Source organism: Sporosarcina sp. FSL K6-1522 (genome assembly GCF_038622445.1).
Taxonomy (GTDB): Bacteria; Bacillota; Bacilli; order Bacillales_A; family Planococcaceae; genus Sporosarcina.
The window spans coordinates 3,714,266-3,737,274 of sequence record NZ_CP152019.1 but is presented as its reverse complement, the minus strand read 5'-3'; the positions used below and the strand labels follow the sequence as shown (position 1 = coordinate 3,737,274).

Genomic DNA, 23,009 nt, shown 5'->3' with positions numbered 1-23,009 from the left:
GAACCGTGGTTGTCTTTCGAATAGCTTAAGTAATCGTCATTTTTAGGTATTGCGTTTACAATCCAGCCATAGCATCGGTAAATGTGTGTGATGTGAATTACTATTCAAACTATCTCAATTTTGTTATAATTTCAACGGTCATTCATTTTGGGGGTGAAGTGCGTGGTGTACCAAACTTCAGTTGTCCGTGATGAATATATTTCATATGTACGTTTAGAGAAAAATTATTCGGCTAATACCGTGTTGGAATACGAAAATGATGTCAATGAATTTCTGGCGTTTTTGCAAATAGAAGGAATTACGGACTTAAATGAAGTGACCTACCCCGAGGCTAGGCTTTATGTGACAGGCTTGTATGACAAAGGCTTGGCGAGAGCGACAATTTCTAGGAAAATCTCATCCATTCGCTCCTTTTTCAAATTTGCCAATTCGAGATATAGCATTAACGACAGTGCGTTTCGATTATTGCATCATCCGAAGAAGGAAGAACGGCTTCCGGCTTTTTTTTATGAAAAAGAACTGGAACAGCTGTTTAACTCCTTCGAAGGAGATGACAAAAAATCATTACGTGATTATGCGTTACTCGAATTACTTTATGCAACTGGAATTCGAGTGAGTGAGCTGACTTCGATTAGAATGCAGGATATCGATGATTATTTGGGTATTGTATTAGTGATGGGGAAAGGTCGCAAAGAACGCTATGTTCCCTTTGGCAGTTTTGCACAGACTGCCTTGGATGCTTATCGTGAGAAAAGCCGTCCGTTGTTGATGAAACAGAAGGAACATGACAGATTGTTTGTCAATTTAAGAGGAGATCCATTAACGGACCGAGGAGTACGTCATATATTAACTATGATGATGGAGCGTGCAGCGCTTCATACAAAAATCTACCCGCATATGATTCGTCACTCATTTGCAACTCATTTATTGGCAGGCGGTGCTGACATGAGGACTGTCCAAGAGTTACTTGGGCACAGTCATTTATCATCAACACAGGTCTATACACATATAACAAAAGAGCATTTACGGAACACGTATATGAATACGCACCCGCGGGCATAGGAGGATGATTTGATGGAATTCCATGCAACGACGATTTTTGCCATTCATCATAATGGTGCTTGCGCCATGTCAGGAGATGGGCAGGTAACTGTAGGGAATGCAGTGGTCATGAAGCGCACTGCAAAGAAAGTCCGACGATTATTTGGTGGTAAAGTGCTAGCAGGCTTTGCTGGTTCAGTGGCGGATGCCTTTACATTGTTTGAATTGTTCGAGGGTAAATTGACGGAGTACAATGGGAATCTGCAACGAGCTTCTGTCGAGGTAGCGAAGGAATGGCGTGGCGACAGAATTCTTCGCAAACTAGAAGCGATGTTGCTCGTTATGGATAGTGAGCGTCTATTGCTCGTTTCAGGTACGGGAGAAGTGATTGAACCTGACGATGGCATTTTGGCAATCGGCTCAGGTGGTCATTATGCACTTGCTGCTGGTCGTGCGTTAAAGAAGTACAGTGGTGACACGTTGACCGCTGCGCAAATTGCACAAGCGGCACTTGAAACAGCGGCGGAGATTTGTGTCTATACGAATGATCAGATTGTTGTGGAGGTACTCGAATGACAAAGAGACTAGAACTGACACCGAAGGAATTGACTGCGCATCTTGACCGTTACATTGTGGGGCAAGATAACGCCAAGCGAGCAGTAGCTGTAGCGATCCGAAATAGGTACAGAAGAAGTCTTCTTTCTGATGATGAGAAAAATGAAATTATCCCGAAGAACATTCTCATGATTGGACCAACAGGAGTTGGAAAGACAGAAATCGCAAGAAGGATTGCCAAGTTGGTGAATGCCCCATTCATCAAGGTCGAAGCGACAAAGTTTACCGAAGTTGGTTATGTAGGTAGAGATGTTGAATCGATGATTAGAGATTTAGTCGAGGCTGGTGTACGCATTGTTCGAGAAGAACAACGTGAAGCGGTGAAGGAACATGCCGCGGTATTAGCTGAAGAACGACTTATTGAACTGCTTGTTCCGGAAAAGAAGAAAATGGGTGGCATGCAAAATCCATTTGAAATGCTTTTTGGTCAAAAAGCAGAGCAGGAAGAGCCAGATTATACCGAGGTCGCTGAAGTGAAGCGTAAGCGATCTGAAATTGCAGCAAGTCTGAGAGCCGGGAAGCTTGAAGAGCAGATGGTGACGATTGAAGTATCCTCACAGCAACCTTCAATGTTCGATGCGCTACAAGGCTCGGGAATGGAGCAAATGGGTGCGAATATGCAGGACGCATTATCTTCGCTTATGCCGAAAAAGACGGTAAAGCGCAAGATGAAAGTGGCGGATGCGCGTAAAGCGCTTGAAGCAGAAGAAGCTGATAAATTAATTGATCACGACGAGATTGCAAGGCGTGCCATCGATTTGACAGAGCAATCTGGAATGATCTTTCTTGATGAAATGGACAAAATCGCTAGTCGTGGTGGGAGTGGTTCTTCAGCTGATGTTTCACGAGAAGGGGTTCAACGGGATATCTTGCCGATTGTTGAAGGGTCAACTGTGACAACAAAATATGGTCCTGTCAAAACGGATTTCATACTGTTCATTGCTGCAGGTGCTTTCCATATGGCGAAGCCATCGGACATTATCCCTGAGCTACAAGGGCGTTTTCCAATCCGAGTGGAACTTGATAAGTTGTCGAAAGCAGACTTTGAACGTATTTTGAAAGAGCCGGATTTCTCTTTGATTCGACAATATGAAAAATTGCTCGAAACGGAAGAGGTCATACTTGATTTTACGGACGAAGCCATTAGTCGCATTGCGGAAATTGCTTACGGTGTGAATGATGATACTGAAAATATCGGTGCGAGGCGTCTGCATACAATTTTAGAAAAACTTCTTGAAGAATTATCATATGAAGCGGCGGATATCGGACCTGCAACGATTAAGATTACGCCAGCATATGTCGATGAAAAATTGAAAAGTATCGCAAAAAACAAAGATTTGTCACAATTCATCTTATAACCGAATCGTTTTAGTTTATTTAATGATTAAAAACCTTTAGAATATTCATTAAATGATCGAAGCAACTATTATCTAGGAGGAAACATACAAATGACATTATTAACGAGAACACGCAAAATCAACGCAATGCTACAAAAATCGGCAGGAAAACCGGTAAACTTTAAAGAGATGGCTGAAACACTTAGCTCGGTAATCGAGTGTAATGCATTCATCGTCAGCAGAAAAGGGAAATTGCTCGGTCTAGAAATTCATCAACAAATCGAAAATGATCGTATGAAAAAAATGTTCGAAGAACGTCAATTCCCGGAAGAGTATACAAGCAAGTTGTTCGACGTAAGCGAGACGTCATCGAACTTAGATGTATACAATGAGCATACGGCGTTCCCGGTCGAAAACCGCGAGCTTTTCAAAGAAGGTTTGACGACAATTGTGCCGATTATCGGTGGTGGAGAACGACTGGGTACACTGATTTTGGCACGTTTGAAAGAAGAGTTTGAAGAAAGTGATCTAGTCCTTGCGGAGTACGGTGCGACTGTTGTTGGAATGGAAATCTTGCGTGAGAAGTCTGAGCAAATTGAGATTGAAGCACGTAGTAAAGCTGTTGTTCAAATGGCAATCAATTCCCTATCTTACAGTGAGCATGAAGCGATTGAGCATATCTTTAAAGAGCTTGATGGTAATGAAGGACTACTTGTTGCTTCTAAAATTGCAGACCGAGTAGGAATCACGCGTTCGGTTATCGTCAATGCGCTACGTAAGTTGGAAAGTGCAGGCGTAATCGAATCACGTTCACTTGGGATGAAAGGTACGTATATCAAAGTGTTGAATAGCAAGTTCCTCGAAGAACTTGAAAAACAAAAATCATAATAACCCATAAAACACCTTGAACCACTTGGCACTGACTACTCTTTTGAAACAAGAATAAAACACCTTATCATACAGCCAATTGACGGTATTGAACCGGCGATTGGCTGTTTAGTTTCGTTTGAATTCGGGTATTGTTATAATAATTAATGTATTCTTCGACAATCTGTATCACACGTGCATTCGTTGTACGATAGATATCGTCGAGATAGAACGTTTCAGACTTTAGCGTGGAATGAAACGTTTCAATTGGGGAATTATCAGCTGGCGTGCCTTTGCGGGACATGCTCATAGTAATTCCTTTTTTTTGACTGCTTTCTGATAAGCATAGGATGTATAAACAGAACCTTGATCACTATGCAGAATACAACCTTCTGGCAGCTGTGGCAATTGATAGAGTGTGTCCAACACGAAGACGGTGTCTTGTCTGAAACCAATAGTTTGTGCCGCAATTTCTCCATTGTAGACATCGAGAATACTAGAAAGATACATCATTGATTGACCTAAAGGCAAGTAGGTAATATCTGTAACTAGCTTCTCGAAGGGCTTAGATGCTGTAAAATTCCGTGTCAATAAATTCGGTGCGACGTACGCTGGTTGCCCAGTGCGTTTCCGTTTCTTCACTTTTACTCGACATTGCGAGCCATAATTTTGCATCACGCGCTGCACAGTCTTCTCACAAACTCCCGGATACAAGGCCGCAATCTTTCGATAACCATAGCGGAACTTATGCTGTTTGCACAAGTCGCCAATTTGCTGATTTCGAATCTCTTTCCCTGTTTGCCTGTCCGCATTCTTCTTCCAACGGTAATACGATGAGCGACCTACACCCAGATAGCGACAGATCTCACCTATCGAAATGAATCCTTTTAAGTCTTCCGCCAACCCGATCACTACTTTTGGAACCACTTCCTTTCCAACTCTGCGTACTTATTTAAGACCTCAATTTGTTGCTTAAGATAACGATTCTCCGCTAGTAATTTCGCTGTTTCATTTTCATATTCTGGCCCTTTATCGAAGGTATATTGTTTTCCAACAGGTTGTTCAATTCTTCCATTACCTCTTTTACTGGGACACCAGTTAACCGCATTTCAATTACTTTCCTTTTTACTTTGACTGGATAACTTACTCTTGTTCCCATAGAAAAAAACACCTCCGCGTTGTCTAATTAGGATAGTAATACCCATTTTAAACGAAAGGTGTTTTTATTTGTCCCATTTTTCAAGTCAGTGCCACTTCTCTAAATTGTAGAAGTGGTTTTTTGGTAAAGATTTTAGGGCTTACTTAGCTTGAAATGATAAGTGGAGAGTGTTTGGTAAACCATTAGGCCTAGTTATTCTTAAATGGATAATAAATGAGATTTAAAAAGGTTGTTTAGCACCATACATATTTGCCTATATCTCATAGACAACAATCTACAAAATCCGCTACAATAATGTTATATGCGAAAAAGATAGTTTAGTAGTAGAAAAGTAAAAAGTTTTAATTCGCCAATAAACGGAATAAGAGGTGGAAACAGTGAACCTATTCGGAGGAACAATTTCAAGTCTGGAGCGTGGATTGGACTTTTCTACCACAAAAGGAAAAGTGATTTCACAAAATATCGCAAATGTCGACACGCCGAACTATAAAGCTAAAAATGTCAGTTTTAAAGAAGTTTTTGCAAATGTTCAAGCGAACTCGTTAGCTGCTTATCGAACTGATGAAAGGCATATCGCATTCAAATCGAGTGAAATGACGCCAGGGGTTTCCAGTTACTCGAATCTTCGTTATCGACACAATGGAAACGGTGTAGATATGGACAAAGAACAAGCGGATTTAGCAGCGAATCAAATTTACTACAATGCAGTAATTGATCGAATTAACGGCAAATTTAATACGCTACAAAATGTGATTAAAGGAGGTCGTTAACAATGACGATATTTCATAGTTTAAATACGTCTGCATCCGCTCTGACATCACAGCGAATGCGAATGGATGTTATTTCATCAAATATGGCCAATGTCGACACGACTCGTGGAAGAATGGTCGATGGAGAATGGCAACCCTATCGACGTAAAACCGTTACGTTACAACCGCGAGAAGGTCAATTTTCCTCAATGTTGAATGTCGCAATGGGGACGAAGGTAAAAGGATCGGTAGGAAATGGCGTGACGGTCTCGCGAATTAAAGAGGATACCGAAACGCCATTTAAATTGGTATTCGACCCTTCGCACCCGGATGCAAATGAGGAAGGCTATGTTTCAATGCCGAATGTGGACCCCCTGCGTGAGATGATTGATTTGATGTCCGCAACACGTTCTTATGAAGCGAATATCACCGTGTTAAATGCAAATAAATCGATGCTCATGAAAGCACTGGAAATAGGGAAGTAACACGCTGAAGTGAAAGGATGTTAAAGAAATGGCCATACAATCGATTACAGCTCTTGCACCTTCGGAAAGTTTGTTTAAGACCGATAAGGCAATGCAACCAACAGCATATGAAGCACAACAAAACTTTGGAAACTACTTGAAAGAGGCAATCAATGATTTGAATAGTAAACAACAGACATCGGATATGATGACAGAGAAGCTCGTGCGTGGTGACAATGTAGAATTGCATGATGTTATGATTGCAGCTCAAAAAGCGACGATTACATTAAATGCAACAATGGAAGTGCGAAACAAAGTAATCGAAGCATATCAAGAGATTATTAGAATGCCTGTTTAAATGCTTGTTTAAAAGTGAATACGGAAGCTGACCGGGGGATTACAATGAATGAAAGATTGGCGAAAATCAGATTGGATATACGTGAGTTCTGGTCGAGTCGCACAAAAAAGCAAAAAAATACATACATCGCTTCGGCCACGGCCGTCATCATAATCGCCGCAATCCTAACAATCCTATTGTCTAGGACAGAGTATGCACCGCTTTATACGGATGTATCTCGTGCGGAAATTGGGCGCATCAAAGAGACGTTAGATAGCCAGGGGGTGCAGAGCAAAGTTGCTCCTGGTGGTACATCCATTCTTGTACCCAAAGAGCGCGTCGATGATTTACTCGTGACGCTCGCTGCAGAAGGGTTCCCTACTTCAGGGACACCAGGCTATGCTTTCTTTTCGGAAAACGCTGGATTTGGAACGACAGATAATGAGTTTAATATGATTAAGCTAGGAGCCATGCAAACAGAGCTCGCAAACTTAATCAAAGGCATCGAAGGTGTGAAGGATGCCAACGTGATGATCACGATGCCACAACAAGGGGTTTTCATCAGTGATAGCACACAGCAGGCAACTGCAGCAGTCATGTTGAAAACTGAACCAGGGCATCAATTTACAGAACCACAGATTAATGCACTTTATAATCTCGTATCAAAGAGTTTACCGAATTTGTCGACGGATGACATTGTGATTATGAATCAGTACTCGGAGTACTTTGACTTGAACGAGAGTAACAATTCAACTGGAACAAGTGTGACAGATCAAATGGCGGTTAAGAAAACGATTGAACGTGATTTACAACGCCAAGTGCAAACAATGTTAGGCACAATGATTGGACAAGATAAAGTCGTTGTTTCTGTAACAACTGATATTGATTTTAAACTGGAAACGAGAGAGGAAAATCTTGTAGAGCCGGTTGACGAGGAAAGTATGGAAGGAATCGCTCTTAGCGTTCAGCGAATTACAGAAACGTTTACGGGCAATGGTCCTGTAGGGGGCACGCCAGAAGGAGAAGATCCGACAGATAATGGTACGGGCTTCCAAGAAGGCACATTCTCAAACGGTGATTATGAACGAATCGAAGAGACTGTTAATAATGAAGTAAATCGAATTCGTAAAGAGATTGTCGAGAGCCCTTATAAAATTCGGGATCTTGGCATACAGGTGATGATTGAGCCACCTGTAGCGGACGATATAGCTTCTATGCCACCGGGACTACAAGAAGATGTTGAGCGTATACTTGAAACGATTATACGAACGTCCATTGATAAGGGGGCAGCAGGAGAGCTAACGGATGCAGCTTTGAATGACAAAATCGTTGTATCTGTACAGCCTTTCAATGGTAAAACAGTAGACTTCCCAGAAACAACATCTACGATACCTTGGTGGATTTATGCAATTGGTGGCGCGTTGCTACTTATTATTGGTGTGTTAATCTTCCTATTCTTCCGCAAGAAACGACAAGAGCAAGCAATGGAAGAAAGTTTAATAATGGATGAGCAACTTGCAGCGATGGATGTCGATGACATTAATACTGAACAGGAAACAGAAGGAACAGTCCGCAAGAAGCAACTTGAAAAAATGGCAAAAGAAAAGCCGGAAGAGTTCGCGAAGTTATTACGTACGTGGATAGCCGAGGAATGACGGAGGGATGAACTGTGGTTAAGAAAGAAAAAGGGATGACGGGGAAACAGAAAGCGGCGCTCCTGCTCATTTCCCTCGGTCCCGAAGTATCTGCATCAATATACAAACATTTGAGTGAAGAGGAAATTGAGCGTTTGACGCTTGAAATCTCGGGTGTCAAAAAAGTAGAAGCCTCTGTGAAAGAAGAGATTATTGAGGAGTTTCATAATATTGCACTCGCTCAAGATTATATTTCCCAAGGTGGAATTGGCTATGCGAAAACGGTCCTTGAAAAAGCGCTTGGAAAAGATCATGCACAAGCAATTATCAATCGCTTGACATCATCCTTGCAAGTACGTCCTTTCGATTTTGCAAGACGTGCAGACCCAGGACAAATTTTGAACTTTATTCAAAATGAGCATCCACAGACCATTGCACTCATCTTAGCTTATCTGGAGCCTGAACAAGCAGGTATGATTTTATCATCCTTGCCACAGGAAATGCAGGCGGATATTGCTAAGCGGATTGCAACAATGGATTCGACATCACCTGAAGTTATCAGTGAAATTGAAGCGGTTCTTGAGCGTAAGCTATCATCGACTGTTACACAAGACTATACGGAAACAGGTGGAGTGGACGCAGTTGTTGAAGTGTTGAACGGTGTCGATCGATCAACAGAAAAAACGATTCTCGATGCGCTTGAAATTCAAGATCCAGAACTTGCCGAAGAAATTCGCACAAGAATGTTTGTCTTTGAAGATATCGTGACATTGGACAACCGTTCAATTCAGCGGATTGTGCGTGAATGTGCGAACGAAGATTTAATTCTTGCGATGAAAGTGTCGAGTGAGGAAGTTAAAGATATCTTGTTCCGCAATATGTCACAACGGATGGCGGAATCGTTCCAGGAAGAGATGGAAGTCATGGGACCTGTGCGCTTACGTGATGTTGAAGAAGCACAAACTCGTATTGTAACGATTATTCGTAGACTTGAAGATTCTGGTGAAATCATCATTGCACGTGGCGGAGGAGATGACGTCATTGTCTAATATATTTCGTTCCTATCAGATGGTTTCTGAAGAAGGAAAAGCGAAACCAATAGGTATCCGAAATCTTATTCCGCCTCAAGACATTGATCCGAGTGAGGAACTTACATTGGATATGGTGCTTGCAGAAAGGGATCGATTGTTACAAGAAGCGAACAGGAAAATTGAAGACGACAAGGCGGCCATTGAGCAGATGCGTCAGATGGCAACAGAGGATATTGCAACTATGCAAACGACTTGGGAGAGTGAGAAAGCCTTGCTACAACAGCAAGCGTATGATGAAGGCTTTCAAGTCGGCTATGGAGAAGGGCGTGACAAAGCCCTTTCTGATATGGCTGCTGCTATCCAGAGCGCAAATGAGGCGACGACGCAATCATATGAAAATGCGAACAAGTATCTTGTGAGTCAAGAACGTGTCATCCTTGAGCTTGCGATGCGAACTGCTGAAAGGATTATTGGGCAGACATTGCGGGATGAAGAAGAGGTCTATCTTTCTGTTGTGAAAAGGGCTTTGAAGGAAGCACGTGAGATGAAAGAAATTAAACTCTATGTTTCCCTCGGCTATTTTGAGCTCGTATCGGATAATCGTGCGGAGCTGGCGGCGATATTTCCACCGGATGTGCCGTTCCTTATTTTTGCCAACGATGATTTTGAATCTACTCAATGCTATATCGAAACAAACCATGGACGGATTGTCGTCAGCATTGAAGAGCAATTGAATGAATTACGGGAAAGACTCGTTGAAATCATGGAAAGTGGGGATTGACAATGAAAAAAGCGGGAGAGCTAACCGACTTTATTCCAAAAGTGAAGACTTTTAAAAAGTTTGGGCGCGTTGTCCGCGTTGTCGGTCTGATGATTGAGTCACAAGGACCCGAGAGTTCGATTGGAGATGTTTGCCATATCCATCTGAATCGATCAGGCAAACAAGATGCAATCATTATGGCAGAAGTTGTTGGGTTTAGAGAAGAAATTGTTATTTTGATGCCTTATACGGATATTCGCGACATTTCAAGCGGCTGTCTTGTGGAAGGGATTGGGAAACCACTCGAAGTAAAAGTAGGGATGAATCTAATTGGAAAAGTGCTTGATTCAATGGGCAATCCGATTGATAATAGTCCACTACCAAAAGGCTTAACGACTGTTCGAACAGAACAAGCTCCGCCGAATGCTTTGACACGCCCACCGATTGATGAAAAACTATCGGTCGGTGTGAAAGCAATTGATGGTATGCTGACGGTCGGAAATGGTCAACGTGTAGGGATCTTCGCAGGGTCGGGTGTTGGGAAAAGTACATTGCTCGGTATGATTGCTCGCAATACGACTGCGGATATAAACGTTATTGCGCTGATTGGAGAACGTGGTCGTGAAGTACGTGAGTTTATAGACCGGGATCTTGGAGCAGAAGGGCTGAGTAGAACGATTGTTGTTGCGGCAACGTCTGACCAACCGGCACTTATGCGAATTAAAGGTGCGTTCACAGCTACGGCGATTGCTGAGTATTTCCGTGATAAAGGGATGAATGTCATGCTGATGATGGACTCCGTCACACGAGTTGCCATGGCACAGCGAGAAATTGGACTTGCGGTAGGAGAACCGCCTGCGACACGCGGTTATACACCGTCTGTCTTTGCCATTTTGCCGAAGTTGTTGGAGCGTACAGGAACGAATGAGAATGGCTCGATTACAGCCTTCTATACAGTGCTTGTGGACGGGGACGATATGAATGAACCAATTGCTGATGCGGTTCGCGGAATTTTAGATGGACATATTGTACTAGACCGAACGCTTGCCAATAAAGGGCAGTATCCTGCTATCAATGTGTTGAAAAGCGTTAGTAGGCTGATGAATCATATTGCAGATCCTGCGCATGTAAAAGCAGCGGAAAAATTACGTGATTTGTATTATACATATGACAAATCCGAAGACCTTATCAACATCGGTGCGTATAAGCGGGGAACGTCACCAGAAATTGACCAGGCAATTGAATACGAGCCACTCATTACGAATTTCTTGAAGCAAGGTTTTAAAGATAATATTTCAATTGAGGATAGCATTGCGGAGCTTGTAGCACTTGGTAGCACTGGAGGCGGTACAACATGAAGGCTTATCACTATCGATTTGAAAAAGTGTTGACGTATCGTGAACAGGAAAAAAGCGAAACAGAAGTCGAGTTTAAAAATGCGGTAACGGAGTTTGAAACGTTGGCTACGCAGTTATATGACTTGTTGAAAAAGAAGGAAGATGTTCTTGGGGAGCAGCAGGAACGGATGGCTATCGGTTTCACGATTGACGAAATGCATCATTATGCAAATTTTATATCTAGTGTTGAAAAGAAAATTGCAGAGTTACAACCGCTAGTCATGAAAGCACGTTCTAAAATGAATTGGTTTGAGGATCGATTGCTAGAGAAATCACTCGAAGTAAAGAAGTTCGAGAAAATGAAAGAAAAAGATCGTGAACATCATCGGGCTGAAATGGAGCAGTTGGAGGCAATCCAGCTTGACGAAATGTCAACGTTGAAGTTCCGCAGAAGAGAAAACGGGTGGTAATGTGGTGAAACAAACAAAAGAAAAAAAGACGGGGATATTTCAACTGTTACTATTATGGGTGCTCATTCCACTTTTGTTTGCATCGGCAGTTGTTCTCGTTATAGCGAAATTTGCAGATGTCAACGTTTTCGACAAAGCGAAAGAGTGGTCCGAGAGCATACCTTTCACCGGCGATAAAGAGAAGCAAGACGATGATGCAGAATCACTAGTCGCAGGGGAGCAAGTAGTAACATTGCAAGCAGAAATCAAGGATAAGGAAGCGCAGCTATTTAAGTTGCAGCAAGACCTTGAAACTTCCGCAGATGAGAATGAAAAACTATTAATTGAACAGGAACGACTGCTTGATGAAATAGCTGTCCTTCAACGTGATAAAGATGATTCGAAACGGAAATTCCAGGAGATTGTAACGACTTTCGAACAGATGTCTGCGAAATCTGCTGCACCTGTCATTATTAAGATGAGTGACGCAGAAGCAATACGGATATTAACAAGTTTGAAACCAGATATATTGGCATCTATTCTGGAAAAAATGCCTGCAGAAGATGCAGCAAAATATACGACGATGATGACTAAATAACGGGAGTGAAGATCCCATATTTCGAAGGGAGGTGGAATGTTGAATATCGCAGCAATGCAACAAATGATTAAAATGCCTACCCAAGCTTCAGCAGGCGGAAGTAAGGCATCAGCAAGTACTTTTGGCTCTGTTTTTACAAGTATGACAGCGAACAGTGCTACTGCTGACCAAGAACTAAGCACAAATGAGGTTTCAGCCGATTCTATCCTGTCTATCTTTCATGCAACATCGATTGAACAGTTAGAGGAAGCCATGAAAGAGCTAGGGCATGAGAATACGGATGCAACTAATTTACTGGCTCAACTCGGAAGTGTAGAAGAGCAACGTGAAGACTTACTGGCACTGTTAGAAAAGGCAGGATTGTCTGAAAGTGAACTGACAGAAATGACATTCACCAATGATATATGGGTTGTACTAGAGAAAATCGATAAAATTGCACCCCAGTTTTTCGAACAGCTGACAACAGCACTTGATGGCAAAGCCGATATGTCAAAACAACAGGCTGTTGACGTATTGACACTTTTGAAAACAATTGAACTTGTTGCACCTAAAACTGATTTGCTTGTAAGACAAGAACAACAGATTGCTAGCTTGCAAAGCTTCCTCGTAGCGGCCGGTGCACAATTCGAGGAAGGATTGCAAGTGAGCAAAACAGCGGCTACTACACCTATTCCTTTTATGGATAGTCAACATGCAGCGAGAATAGTCGTACAAACACAGAGTAGCCCGTCGTTAACAGATGATGGAAATGCCCCAAAACAATCGGAAGTATCTCAGCAAGTAGCAAGTCATGCAATTGGTAACGTTGCAGTTGCAAAAGGTGACTTCTCAATTACCGAGGAAGAAAATCGTACGAATGCACGTAATGAGGCCTTGACTCGTGAAATGCAAAACATCTTCAAACGTGCGAATTTTGGACAAACAGGCGGGACAAATCGTTTACTTATTAAATTATATCCAGAGCATCTAGGACAAGTCAGGATTGAACTATTGCAGGTGAATGGCGTGATGACAGCGAGAATTCTTGCATCGACTGCACTTGGTAAAGAAATGCTAGATAGCCAGCTGAATCAGCTTCGCAACGCATTTATCCAACAAAACTTGCAAGTGGAGCGAATCGACGTTTCCCAAACGCTACAAGACACAGCAAGAAACGATCGTGAACAGGCATTTAATCAACACTTGAAACAACAAGAGCAAGAGACAAACGAAGGACAAGAGCAAAATGAGGATGAAGAGCAATCATTCCAAGAATATCTAATTGAGTTGGAGGTGTAAACATGCCGATCGAAGGACAAAAACCGATTTCAGGGAACGATTATTTAATCAACAAACAACGAGATGAGCGTAAAACTGGCGATGGGACGTTAGGAAAAGACGATTTCATGAAATTGCTAATCGCTCAATTGCAAAACCAGGATCCAACGAATCCAATGAAGGATAACGAGTTTATCGCCCAAATGGCACAGTTCTCCGCATTAGAGCAAACGATGAACTTAGCGAAATCATTTGAAAAGTTTGCGGAAGCACAAACGCAGTCACAATTGATTCAATACACAAGCTTTGTCGGAAAAAGTGTCAAATGGCATGAGTTAAAGCTCGATGAGCAGGGCAATCCAATTAAAGGCGAAGATGGAAAATTGGTTGTCGAAGAAGGAACCAATCCAGTTGTTTCTGTGAAATTTGAAGATGGTGCGGTTAAATTCGTGTTAGACAATGGTAAAGAAGTGACGCCAGGAAATATCTCAGAAGTCATCGCAGGTGAGGGGAGCGGCAATAGTAATAGTCTTGTTGAGGCAAGTATGCTCATTGGTAAATACGTTGGCTACATGGATGGCGAAGAGGAGAAGTTTAGTAAAGTCGAATCTGTTTCTAACAAAGATGGAAAAATCGTGTACATCTTAGCAGACGGTAGCCGTATTGATGGGAAGAACTTTACATCGATAAGCACAAGCGAAGAATAACAAGGATGGAGCGAAGATATGGAAAAACTTAATCTCCATCGTATTCCATCGCAGCCCCTTATACGCCAAAGTCAATCATCGCCACTGACGCAAAATCCGAAGCAGTCGTTTCTTGAACACTTAACGAATGCCACCCGTACAACAGAGCTGAAAATCAGCAAGCATGCCACTGAACGTTTAGCGGAACGAAACATTCATATTTCTGATGCTGAATGGGCACATGTCACGGAAAAAGTGAACGAAGCGAAAAGGAAAGGTATTAAAGAATCGCTCGTCTTGATGGAACAAGCGGCGTTAATCGTCAGTGCAAAGAATTCAACGGTTATTACAGCGATGGATCGCATGGAAGCAAAAGATCAATTGTTTACTAATATTGATGGCACGATTGTGCTTAGCTAACACCGGCAGGACCTTAACAGGATGCCATCGTATCGCGGACTGATTGAAGCGATACACTTAAAATCGAGAGGGGAACAACAAACATGTTAAGATCAATGTATTCAGGAATTACCGGACTCCGAAATTTCCAAACAAAATTAGATGTCATCGGGAATAACATCTCGAACGTTAACACATACGGGTTCAAAAAAGGCCGTACTGTCTTCAAAGATTTAGTATCACAAACAGTAGCGGGGGCATCAGCACCAGGCGCTAACCGTGGTGGGGTCAACCCAAGACAAGTTGGACTCGGCTCACAACTTGCAGCGATCGACACATTACACGGTCAAGGATCAAGTCAATTTACTGGAAATACGCTAGATTTAGCCATTACAGGTGACGGCTTTTTTCAAGTGATGGATGGTAACGAAGTTTTATACACAAGAGCAGGAAACTTCTACATGGACCAAAACGGAGATCTTGTCGATGGGGATGGAAGATATGTCGTAGGTGCAGATGGCATCATCAACATTCCACAGTCAGCATCTTCTATGTCAATTGGTCAAGATGGAACAGTGTTCTATGTAGATTTACCGGAAGGTGCTGAAGCTGCGATTGCAGCAGCGGAAGCAATATTCAGACCGATTGAAACAACCTTCAAAGCTGCAGAAAAAACGTTAAATGATGCAAAAGATGCTGTGAAAACAGCAGAAAAAGATGTGAAAGCAGCAGGTAAAGCTGTTGAAAAAGCTCAAGACGCTTTGGATAGAGCTAATGCCATGGACCCAGCTGATCCCGGAAGAGCGGCAGCTATAACGGCAGCTCAAACTGCATTAACTGCAGCTCAAGGTACACAAACAGCAGCTAACACTGCTTTAACTACTGCACAGACTGCTGTAACAAATGCTACGGGGCCTTACAATACAGCCAAAACAGCTTATGATCCAGCTAAAATTACTTTTGATGCAGTTATGTCAGCCAACAAAGCAGTGCTTCAAGAAGCGGGGCAAATCGAAATGGTCACTTTCTCTAACCCAGGTGGACTTGAAAAAACAGGTGGAAACTTATTCCGTACATCTGCGAACTCAGGTGATGCAGTAACTGGTTTCGCTACTGAGCAAGGTTTTGGTAAGATGGAATCAGGCTTCCTCGAAATGTCCAACGTTGACCTTGCAGAAGAATTCACTGAAATGATCGTAGCACAACGTGGTTTCCAAGCGAATACACGTATTATCACAACATCAGATGAAATCTTGCAAGAACTTGTGAACTTGAAACGATAATTTAATTCGGTGCCAGTCACTGCCACAATTCACGGTAGGACGCGAATGGCTGCCAGTCACTGGCACTGGGGAACGAACACGGGATGTCAGTATCTGGCGTTCTACCATAGCTGTTACTAGAAAAGGAGGGCCGGGCCGGCTCTTGACGCCCCGGCCCCTTACATATGATTCAAGTCAAGCGCCTAAATGGCATGGTGTTCACATTGAATGCCCTATACATAGAAAAAGTGGAATCGTTTCCTGATACGACGATTACCCTTACGACAGGCACCAAATATGTCGTCCTTGATACGGTTGATGAAGTGAATAACCGGATTATCGAGTTCTATAGAGCAGTCCAGTTGCTGTCAAATCCGTTTATCCGAGGTGAGAAAGATGAAGAATAAGGCCCTTACTATATCTTTAATAATTTTAGTTTGTATTACACTGCTAGGTGCTGTAGCATTAGTGCTCGTCCTGCAGTTAAATAAAGGTGAAACTTCGGAAGAACCGACAATTGATGAAATTATTGAATCCTCCGTAGATGTCGAAGAAATTACGACGAATCTTGCAGGCAAGCAATTTATTCGTATTACGTTGAAAATCCAAACGGATAATAAGAAATCAGCGGAAGAATTAGCTAAGCGAGATTTTCAAGTGAAAAATATTGTCATTCAAGAGTTATCTGAAATGACGCAAGCAAATCTTGAAGGCAAGGTTGGCAAACAAGCCTTTGAAGATGCGATCAAGCAACAATTGAACCCCCTTATGCAAGAAGGTGAAGTTCAAAAAGTCTACATTGTTTCATATATCATTCAGTAAATAAGAACGAGTGAATTCTGATAGTAGGAGGTGGCCATATGTCCGGGGATATATTATCTCAAAATGAGATAGATGCATTATTGTCCGCACTATCGACAGGTGAAATGTCGGCAGATGACATGAAGAAAGAAGAGGAGACACGGAAGGTCAAAGTGTACGATTTTAAACGTGCCCTCCGGTTCTCCAAAGATCAGATTCGAAGCTTGACACGGATTCACGAAAACTTTGCGCGCTTATTGACGACGTATTTTTCAGCACAACTTAGAACGTACGTGCAAATTAACGTTGCGTCTGTCGATCAGATTCCATTTGAAGAATTTATCCGCTCTATTCCCAATATGACACTTATCAATATTTTTGAAGTGCCACCGTTGGATGGAAATATTCTAATGGAAGTAAACCCAAACATTGCGTATTCGATGCTGGATCGCTTAATGGGAGGCGTCGGGGCGAGCACGGGAAAAGCTGATAATTTGACCGAAATTGAAACGAAAATCATGACGAATTTATTCGAACGCTCTTTTGATAATTTACGAGAGGCATGGTCAGGCATTATTGATATCGATCCATTCCTGACAGAGCTAGAAGTAAATCCTCAGTTCCTTCAAATGATTTCACCAAACGAGACAGTCGTTGTTATTTCGTTTAATATTGTCATTGGAGAATCGAGTGGGATGATCAACATTTGTATACCACATGTTGTCCTCGAACCAATCGTTCCGAATTTGTCGGTTAGGTATTGGATGCAGTCCAATAAAAAAGAACCGACACCAGAGCAAAGTATAGAGCTTGAAAAACGCTTGAAACAAGCACCGTTAACAGTTACCACAGAGCTTGGGCAAGGTCGAATGACAGTAGAAGACTTCCTCTATCTTCAAGTTGGAGATGTCGTTTCGCTCAATCGTAAAATCGATGACCCGCTAATCGTAAAAGTCGGAGATATTCCGAAATTTACAGCTCAACCAGGCCATTTGAAAAATCGAATGGCTGTGCAAATAATTGAACCGTTGATCGGGGGGGATGAAGATGATGAGTGATAATATACTTTCACAGGAAGAAATCGAAGCGCTATTGCGCGGGGAGCTTATACAAAGCGAGGAGACTGTACCCTCATCCTCTGAGGGAATAAATACAGCAGATTATTTAGATGCGCTGGAGCAAGATGCACTTGGTGAAATCGGCAATATATCCTTCGGGAGCTCTGCAACAGCTTTGTCCGCATTGTTAGGGCAAAAAGTCGATATTACAACACCGACAATTTCTGTCGTCACGAAAGAAGAATTAGAAAAAGAATTCATCCATCCGTATGTTGCTATTAAGGTAGGCTACACAGAAGGACTAAGTGGTGTCAACCTTCTCGTTATTAAGCAAAGTGACGCAGCGATTATTGCGGATCTTATGCTAGGTGGAGATGGATTAGAACCGAATAATGATTTAGGCGAGATTCATTTAAGTGCTGTTCAAGAGGCAATGAATCAGATGATGGGTTCAGCAGCAACATCGATGTCGACGGTATTTAATAAAAAAGTCGATATTTCGCCACCAACGATTGCGTTGATGGATGTACAAGCAGATCAAGGGTTAGAGCATATCCCAAGTGATGAGCTATCAATCAAAGTTTCCTTTGCGCTTAAAGTTGGGGACTTAATTGATTCGAACATTATGCAACTACTTCCATTGGAATTCGGTAAAAATCTGGTGGCCTCTCTTATGGGAGGAGGCGAGGCGCAGGATGAAACAGCTGTTGCAGTAGCAGAGGAGAGCGTGCCAACGTTAGAGAAGCCTCAGCAACCTGTTGGTCAAAGTAGTCCGCCGCCATCTCAGGAACTACAATATGGCCAAGAGCATTATGCGCAACAGGCACCACAACAACAGATGCCAATGCGTCCACAACAGCCACAAGTGCATGTGCAACAAGCACAATTTGCAAGCTTCGAGAGTCCTTCGCTGAATCCAGCAGAGACGAATAACTTGAATATGCTGCTCGATATACCTTTACAGGTGACAGTAGAACTTGGACGGACAAAACGTTCCGTGAAGGAAATATTGGAAATGTCCAGTGGTTCAATTATTGAACTGGACAAGCTTGCGGGCGAACCAGTTGATATTCTAGTAAACAACCGCCATATCGCGAAAGGTGAAGTCGTCGTTATCGATGAAAACTTCGGGGTACGGATTACGGATATTTTAAGCAGAGTAGAACGTTTGAATAATTTACGATAATTATCGGGAGGTCATAGAAAATGAGTAAACGTATTTTAATAGTAGATGATGCAGCATTTATGCGAATGATGATTAAGGACATTTTGTCAAAAAACAACTTTGAGATTGTCGGGGAAGCAGCAGACGGCGCTCAAGCTGTGGAAAAATATATGGAATTGAAACCGGATCTTGTGACGATGGATATTACAATGCCGGAAATGGATGGGATTGCAGCATTGAAAGCCATCAAAGAAAAAGATCCTTCAGCAAAAATTATCATGTGTTCTGCAATGGGACAACAAGCAATGGTTATTGATGCCATCCAAGCAGGTGCGAAAGATTTTATCGTTAAACCGTTCCAAGCGGATCGTGTTATTGAAGCAATCACAAAAGCATTAGGTTAATAATCGTATGAAATCATCGATTGTCCTAAAGGGTTTGTCCGTGTTGTTATTGTTCTTACTTTTTTCAAGCTATAGCTCACAAGCTGTTGGCTATGCTGCAGCGGATGAAAACATATCTGTTTTAGATTGCTTAGAGAATGAAAAAGAGAACGATAAAGACTGTAAAAAAAGTAAAGATACGAAAGAAGAAGTTCCAGAAGCCGATGATACGACTGACAAAACAGCTGTCAGTCTAACGGCTTGGGATTACATAAAAACATTACTTGCTCTCCTATTTGTCGTCGGTCTATTAGTTGGGCTTTTGAAATTCATCAATCGGAAAAATCGACTATACGATAAAAACCGATTTATGAAGAATATGGGTGGTATTTCACTTGGACAGCAAAAGTCTATTCAATTAGTTGTCATTGGGGATGCCTATTATTTAATCGGCGTCGGTGACGAGGTGCGTCTGCTGAAGGAGATTACAGACCCATTAGAGATTGAAAGGCTCATAGAATTTTACGAAGACGACGGAGTGCAATCGCCGACAGGCATGCTTGATAGCCTACTTTCAACACTGAAAGGTAAGGCAAAAAAAGAGCCTGCTACGGAGACGGATGATTTCGGCAACCTGTTCAAATCAAAGCTTAATGAGATGAAAGAGGAGCGGGAACAGCAAATTAGCCGATTGACAGAAAAGGAGCGAAACCGAGATGAATGATTTCGTTCAATTTTTTTCAGATAGTGATGCAACCAATGTATCCACATCCATTAAGATGATGCTCCTGTTGACGGTTTTATCACTTGCTCCAGCGATTCTCATTTTGATGACATCATTTGCACGCATTATCATCGTCCTGTCATTTGTGAGGACGGCGCTTGCGACACAGCAGATGCCGCCCAACCAAGTACTTGTTGGATTGGCGTTGTTCCTAACGTTTTTTATTATGGCACCGACATTTCAGCAAGTGAATGACGAAGCGTTGACTCCGCTATTTGCGGAAGAAATCACGCTTGAAGAAGCTTATGACAAAGCGAGTATGCCACTGAAGGAATTTATGAGTAAACATACGCGCCAAAAAGACTTGGAATTATTTCTTAGGTATAACGGAGCGGAGCAACCTGAAACATTAGAGGATATTCCTTTAACGATGTTAGTACCTGCATTTGCATTAAGTGAAATAAAAACAGCATTTCAAATGGGCTTTATGATCTTCATCCCATTCCTTGTTATCGATATGATTGTAGCGAGTGTCCTCATGTCGATGGGGATGATGATGTTACCACCCGTTATGATTTCATTGCCGTTTAAAATATTATTGTTTATTCTCGTGGATGGTTGGTATCTCATTATTCAATCATTGTTACAGAGTTTTTAGGAGGGGTTTGAATGACAGCCGAAATGGTAGTATCTTTAGCGGAGCGATCAATCTGGGTTATCTTGATGACTTCAGGACCCCTCCTGATTCTTGCATTGGTGACGGGATTATCGGTCAGTATTTTCCAAGCGACGACACAAATCCAAGAACAAACGCTTGCATTTGTGCCGAAAATTGTTGCAGTACTTGTTGGAATTGTATTTTTTGGTCCATGGATGTTAGCGCAAGTAACATCGTACGCATCTAGCATTTTCGAAAATCTTGTTCGGTATATTGGGTGATTGAATGGAAGACTTGATTCCCTCAATCGCCGTATACTTACTGATTTTAACTCGGGTCACTGCTTTTTTTGTGACAGTGCCGCTATTTTCTTATAAGGCCATTCCGACGACACATCGAATCATTTTAGGCGCATTGCTCGCTTGGATGATGACGTATGCGATTGATGTACCGACGATAGAAATCGATGGAATGTATGTGTTACTTGTTATGAAAGAGGCTGTGACGGGGCTGGCGATTGGCATTATTGCGTATATGATTATGTCGGCCATTCAAATTGCAGGCGGGTTTATCGATTTCCAGATGGGATTTGCCATTGCCAACGTTATCGATCCACAAACGGGTGCGCAATCACCACTTCTCGGTCAATTTTTCAACTCATTAGCACTTCTTCTATTGCTCGCCATGAACGGTCATCATTTGTTATTGGATGGTATTTTCTATAGTTATCAATTCATTCCGATGGATCAACTATGGCCCGCTTTCGGCGAAGAGCGTTTAGCAGAGTTTGTTGTCAAAACGTTTGTGACAACATTCGCCATTGCATTCCAAATGTCGATTCCGATCGTCGCTACATTATTTCTTGTCGATTTGGCACTTGGAATTACGGCGAGGACAGTTCCACAATTGAACATTTTCGTCGTTGGATTTCCTATCAAGATTGGTGTTAGTTTTATCGTTTTGTTTATTATGATGGGTGTTATGATTCAAATGATGAGAAATCTGTTTGAAGTGATGATCATTGGAATGAGAGATTTGATGATTCTACTTGGAGGTGGCTAATATGATGTTACGGCTTGATCTGCAGTTTTTTGCGGGGGAAAAGACCGAAAAAGCCACTCCAAAAAAACGTCAAGATTCTCGTAAAAAAGGGCAAGTGTTAAAAAGTCAAGACGTCACTAGCGCAATCGTTCTATTATTCGTGTTCCTTTTCCTGTTTTTTGCGGCAGGATTCATGAGGGACCGATTTTTCATGTTTTTCCTTCATGCGTTTACGGAATATGTTCCGCAAGATCGCATTGATGCTGATAAGGTTATGCTCATTTATGATGAAATTCTTATTCAAATGGCTTTCATATTGCTACCGATTATGCTGATTGCGATGGTCGCAGCTGTTGGGGCGAACTTGTTTCAATTCGGTTTGCTGTTCACGGCAGAACCCTTGAAATTCGACTTGAAGAAAATTGACCCTATTAAAGGATTGAAACGAATTTTTTCCATCCGAGCGATTGTCGAGTTAATGAAATCGATTTTAAAAATCTCATTTATCGGTTCAACTACATCATTGATTCTCTGGATGAATATTGACAAAGTCCTTGGGCTTGCATTTAAAACACCAGCAGATATATTGACGACGATTGGTCAATTGACAGCGTTAATGGGGATTGTCGCTTCTTTTGTATTATTGTTCATTTCGATTTTAGATTTCTTCTATCAGAAATATGACTATGAAAAAAACCTGAAAATGTCGAAACAAGATATTAAAGATGAACATAAAAACTCAGAAGGGGATCCAATCATTAAATCGCGCATTAAGCAGCGTCAGCGTGAAATGGCGATGAGGCGTATGATGCAAGAAATTCCACAAGCGGACGTCGTCATCACAAACCCTACACACTATGCAATTGCTATCAAGTATGATGACGAGGATATGGATGCACCGATTGTCGTTGCGAAAGGTGTTGACTTCGTCGCCCAAAAGATCAAACTGATTGCAAAAGAGCATGATATTGTCATGGTTGAAAATCGACCGTTGGCAAGGGCCATGTATGATGAAGTGGAAATCGGAGAACGAATTCCTGAATCATTTTTTAAAGCAGTCGCTGAAATACTTGCGTATGTCTATCGCATACAACGCAAAATCTGAATACAGCCGCTGGCGGCTGTCACAGATTTGGAAGAGAACTGTAGTGCGCTCGCAAGGTAGACGTAGGTAAGCTCAATTCAAAATCTAGATGC

The 23,009-nt window shown here is 42.1% G+C and carries 27 protein-coding genes and 1 pseudogene; 27 read left to right on the top strand and 1 reads right to left on the bottom strand.

Annotated features, from left to right (window positions below; all coding sequences use genetic code 11):
- The first annotated feature begins 162 nt into the window (after window positions 1-162).
- The 4 genes from xerC (at window position 163) to codY (ending at window position 3,881) form a co-directional block, all read left to right on the top strand.
- Complete coding sequence (gene xerC, locus MKY34_RS18655) at window positions 163-1,062, top strand: tyrosine recombinase XerC (RefSeq protein ID WP_342512615.1); 900 nt, start codon at window positions 163-165, stop codon at window positions 1,060-1,062.
- 9 nt (window positions 1,063-1,071) lie between these two features.
- Window positions 1,072-1,617 carry an ATP-dependent protease subunit HslV gene (gene hslV, locus MKY34_RS18650; protein ID WP_342512614.1) on the top strand — a complete coding sequence of 182 codons (546 nt, stop codon included), beginning with the start codon at window positions 1,072-1,074 and terminating at the stop codon, window positions 1,615-1,617.
- On the top strand, window positions 1,614-3,014 hold the full coding sequence (gene hslU / locus MKY34_RS18645; protein ID WP_342512613.1) for an ATP-dependent protease ATPase subunit HslU: 1,401 nt from the start codon (window positions 1,614-1,616) through the stop codon (window positions 3,012-3,014). Before hslV ends, hslU begins: the two co-directional genes overlap by 4 nt.
- Before the next feature lie 90 nt (window positions 3,015-3,104).
- Window positions 3,105-3,881: a GTP-sensing pleiotropic transcriptional regulator CodY gene (codY, locus tag MKY34_RS18640; protein ID WP_342512612.1), complete on the top strand. Its 777-nt coding sequence runs from the start codon at window positions 3,105-3,107 to the stop codon at window positions 3,879-3,881.
- 67 nt (window positions 3,882-3,948) lie between these two features.
- Here codY and MKY34_RS18635 read toward each other — a convergent pair.
- Window positions 3,949-5,019 (bottom strand): annotated as a pseudogene (locus tag MKY34_RS18635) (IS3 family transposase).
- Window positions 5,020-5,396: 377 nt separating this feature from the next.
- On the opposite strand from MKY34_RS18635, the gene flgB reads away from it, so the two are divergent.
- The 23 genes from flgB (at window position 5,397) to flhB (ending at window position 22,917) form a co-directional block, all read left to right on the top strand.
- Window positions 5,397-5,789 (top strand): flagellar basal body rod protein FlgB, encoded by a 393-nt coding sequence (gene flgB / locus MKY34_RS18630; RefSeq protein WP_342512611.1) that lies wholly within the window; start codon window positions 5,397-5,399, stop codon window positions 5,787-5,789.
- Between the two features lie 2 nt (window positions 5,790-5,791).
- On the top strand, window positions 5,792-6,253 hold the full coding sequence (flgC, locus tag MKY34_RS18625; protein WP_342512610.1) for a flagellar basal body rod protein FlgC: 462 nt from the start codon (window positions 5,792-5,794) through the stop codon (window positions 6,251-6,253).
- Between the two features lie 28 nt (window positions 6,254-6,281).
- Complete coding sequence (gene fliE / locus MKY34_RS18620) at window positions 6,282-6,590, top strand: flagellar hook-basal body complex protein FliE (protein WP_342512609.1); 309 nt, start codon at window positions 6,282-6,284, stop codon at window positions 6,588-6,590.
- Between the two features lie 44 nt (window positions 6,591-6,634).
- A complete protein-coding gene (gene fliF, locus MKY34_RS18615; RefSeq protein WP_342512608.1) occupies window positions 6,635-8,224 on the top strand; it encodes a flagellar basal-body MS-ring/collar protein FliF in 1,590 nt (529 codons plus the stop codon).
- 14 nt (window positions 8,225-8,238) lie between these two features.
- The gene (fliG, locus tag MKY34_RS18610) at window positions 8,239-9,252 is read left to right on the top strand and encodes a flagellar motor switch protein FliG (protein ID WP_342512607.1); all 1,014 of its coding nucleotides are present in this window, start codon (window positions 8,239-8,241) and stop codon (window positions 9,250-9,252) included.
- Complete coding sequence (gene fliH, locus MKY34_RS18605; protein ID WP_342512606.1) at window positions 9,245-10,015, top strand: flagellar assembly protein FliH; 771 nt, start codon at window positions 9,245-9,247, stop codon at window positions 10,013-10,015. Before fliG ends, fliH begins: the two co-directional genes overlap by 8 nt.
- Window positions 10,016-10,017: 2 nt before the next feature.
- A complete protein-coding gene (gene fliI, locus MKY34_RS18600) occupies window positions 10,018-11,352 on the top strand; it encodes a flagellar protein export ATPase FliI (RefSeq protein WP_342512605.1) in 1,335 nt (444 codons plus the stop codon).
- On the top strand, window positions 11,349-11,801 hold the full coding sequence (gene fliJ / locus MKY34_RS18595) for a flagellar export protein FliJ (protein ID WP_342512604.1): 453 nt from the start codon (window positions 11,349-11,351) through the stop codon (window positions 11,799-11,801). The genes fliI and fliJ overlap by 4 nt, the downstream gene beginning before the upstream one ends.
- Before the next feature lie 4 nt (window positions 11,802-11,805).
- Window positions 11,806-12,378 (top strand): hypothetical protein, encoded by a 573-nt coding sequence (locus tag MKY34_RS18590; RefSeq protein WP_342512603.1) that lies wholly within the window; start codon window positions 11,806-11,808, stop codon window positions 12,376-12,378.
- 39 nt (window positions 12,379-12,417) lie between these two features.
- Window positions 12,418-13,656: a flagellar hook-length control protein FliK gene (locus tag MKY34_RS18585; RefSeq protein ID WP_342512602.1), complete on the top strand. Its 1,239-nt coding sequence runs from the start codon at window positions 12,418-12,420 to the stop codon at window positions 13,654-13,656.
- 2 nt (window positions 13,657-13,658) lie between these two features.
- The gene (gene flgD, locus MKY34_RS18580; RefSeq protein WP_342512601.1) at window positions 13,659-14,342 is read left to right on the top strand and encodes a flagellar hook assembly protein FlgD; all 684 of its coding nucleotides are present in this window, start codon (window positions 13,659-13,661) and stop codon (window positions 14,340-14,342) included.
- Window positions 14,343-14,360: 18 nt separating this feature from the next.
- On the top strand, window positions 14,361-14,741 hold the full coding sequence (locus MKY34_RS18575; RefSeq protein ID WP_342512600.1) for a TIGR02530 family flagellar biosynthesis protein: 381 nt from the start codon (window positions 14,361-14,363) through the stop codon (window positions 14,739-14,741).
- A gap of 83 nt (window positions 14,742-14,824) precedes the next feature.
- Window positions 14,825-16,003 (top strand): flagellar hook-basal body complex protein, encoded by a 1,179-nt coding sequence (locus tag MKY34_RS18570; RefSeq protein ID WP_342512599.1) that lies wholly within the window; start codon window positions 14,825-14,827, stop codon window positions 16,001-16,003.
- Window positions 16,004-16,167: 164 nt separating this feature from the next.
- Window positions 16,168-16,389, top strand: coding sequence for a flagellar FlbD family protein (locus tag MKY34_RS18565; RefSeq protein WP_342512598.1), 222 nt, complete (start codon window positions 16,168-16,170; stop codon window positions 16,387-16,389).
- A complete protein-coding gene (fliL, locus tag MKY34_RS18560) occupies window positions 16,379-16,804 on the top strand; it encodes a flagellar basal body-associated protein FliL (RefSeq protein ID WP_342512597.1) in 426 nt (141 codons plus the stop codon). Before MKY34_RS18565 ends, fliL begins: the two co-directional genes overlap by 11 nt.
- A 38-nt stretch (window positions 16,805-16,842) precedes the next feature.
- Window positions 16,843-17,841, top strand: a complete 999-nt coding sequence (fliM, locus tag MKY34_RS18555) for a flagellar motor switch protein FliM (RefSeq protein ID WP_342512596.1) — start codon at window positions 16,843-16,845, stop codon at window positions 17,839-17,841.
- Window positions 17,834-19,027: a flagellar motor switch phosphatase FliY gene (gene fliY / locus MKY34_RS18550; protein ID WP_342512595.1), complete on the top strand. Its 1,194-nt coding sequence runs from the start codon at window positions 17,834-17,836 to the stop codon at window positions 19,025-19,027. Before fliM ends, fliY begins: the two co-directional genes overlap by 8 nt.
- Before the next feature lie 20 nt (window positions 19,028-19,047).
- Window positions 19,048-19,410, top strand: a complete 363-nt coding sequence (locus MKY34_RS18545) for a response regulator (RefSeq protein WP_342512594.1) — start codon at window positions 19,048-19,050, stop codon at window positions 19,408-19,410.
- A 7-nt stretch (window positions 19,411-19,417) separates the two neighbouring features.
- A complete protein-coding gene (locus tag MKY34_RS18540) occupies window positions 19,418-20,113 on the top strand; it encodes a flagellar biosynthetic protein FliO (protein WP_342512593.1) in 696 nt (231 codons plus the stop codon).
- On the top strand, window positions 20,106-20,771 hold the full coding sequence (gene fliP / locus MKY34_RS18535) for a flagellar type III secretion system pore protein FliP (protein ID WP_342512592.1): 666 nt from the start codon (window positions 20,106-20,108) through the stop codon (window positions 20,769-20,771). Before MKY34_RS18540 ends, fliP begins: the two co-directional genes overlap by 8 nt.
- 11 nt (window positions 20,772-20,782) lie before the next feature.
- Window positions 20,783-21,052: a flagellar biosynthesis protein FliQ gene (gene fliQ, locus MKY34_RS18530; RefSeq protein ID WP_342512591.1), complete on the top strand. Its 270-nt coding sequence runs from the start codon at window positions 20,783-20,785 to the stop codon at window positions 21,050-21,052.
- 4 nt (window positions 21,053-21,056) lie between these two features.
- Complete coding sequence (gene fliR / locus MKY34_RS18525; protein ID WP_342512590.1) at window positions 21,057-21,833, top strand: flagellar biosynthetic protein FliR; 777 nt, start codon at window positions 21,057-21,059, stop codon at window positions 21,831-21,833.
- Window position 21,834: 1 nt separating this feature from the next.
- Window positions 21,835-22,917 (top strand): flagellar biosynthesis protein FlhB, encoded by a 1,083-nt coding sequence (gene flhB / locus MKY34_RS18520; protein WP_342512589.1) that lies wholly within the window; start codon window positions 21,835-21,837, stop codon window positions 22,915-22,917.
- The last annotated feature ends 92 nt before the right edge of the window (window positions 22,918-23,009 follow it).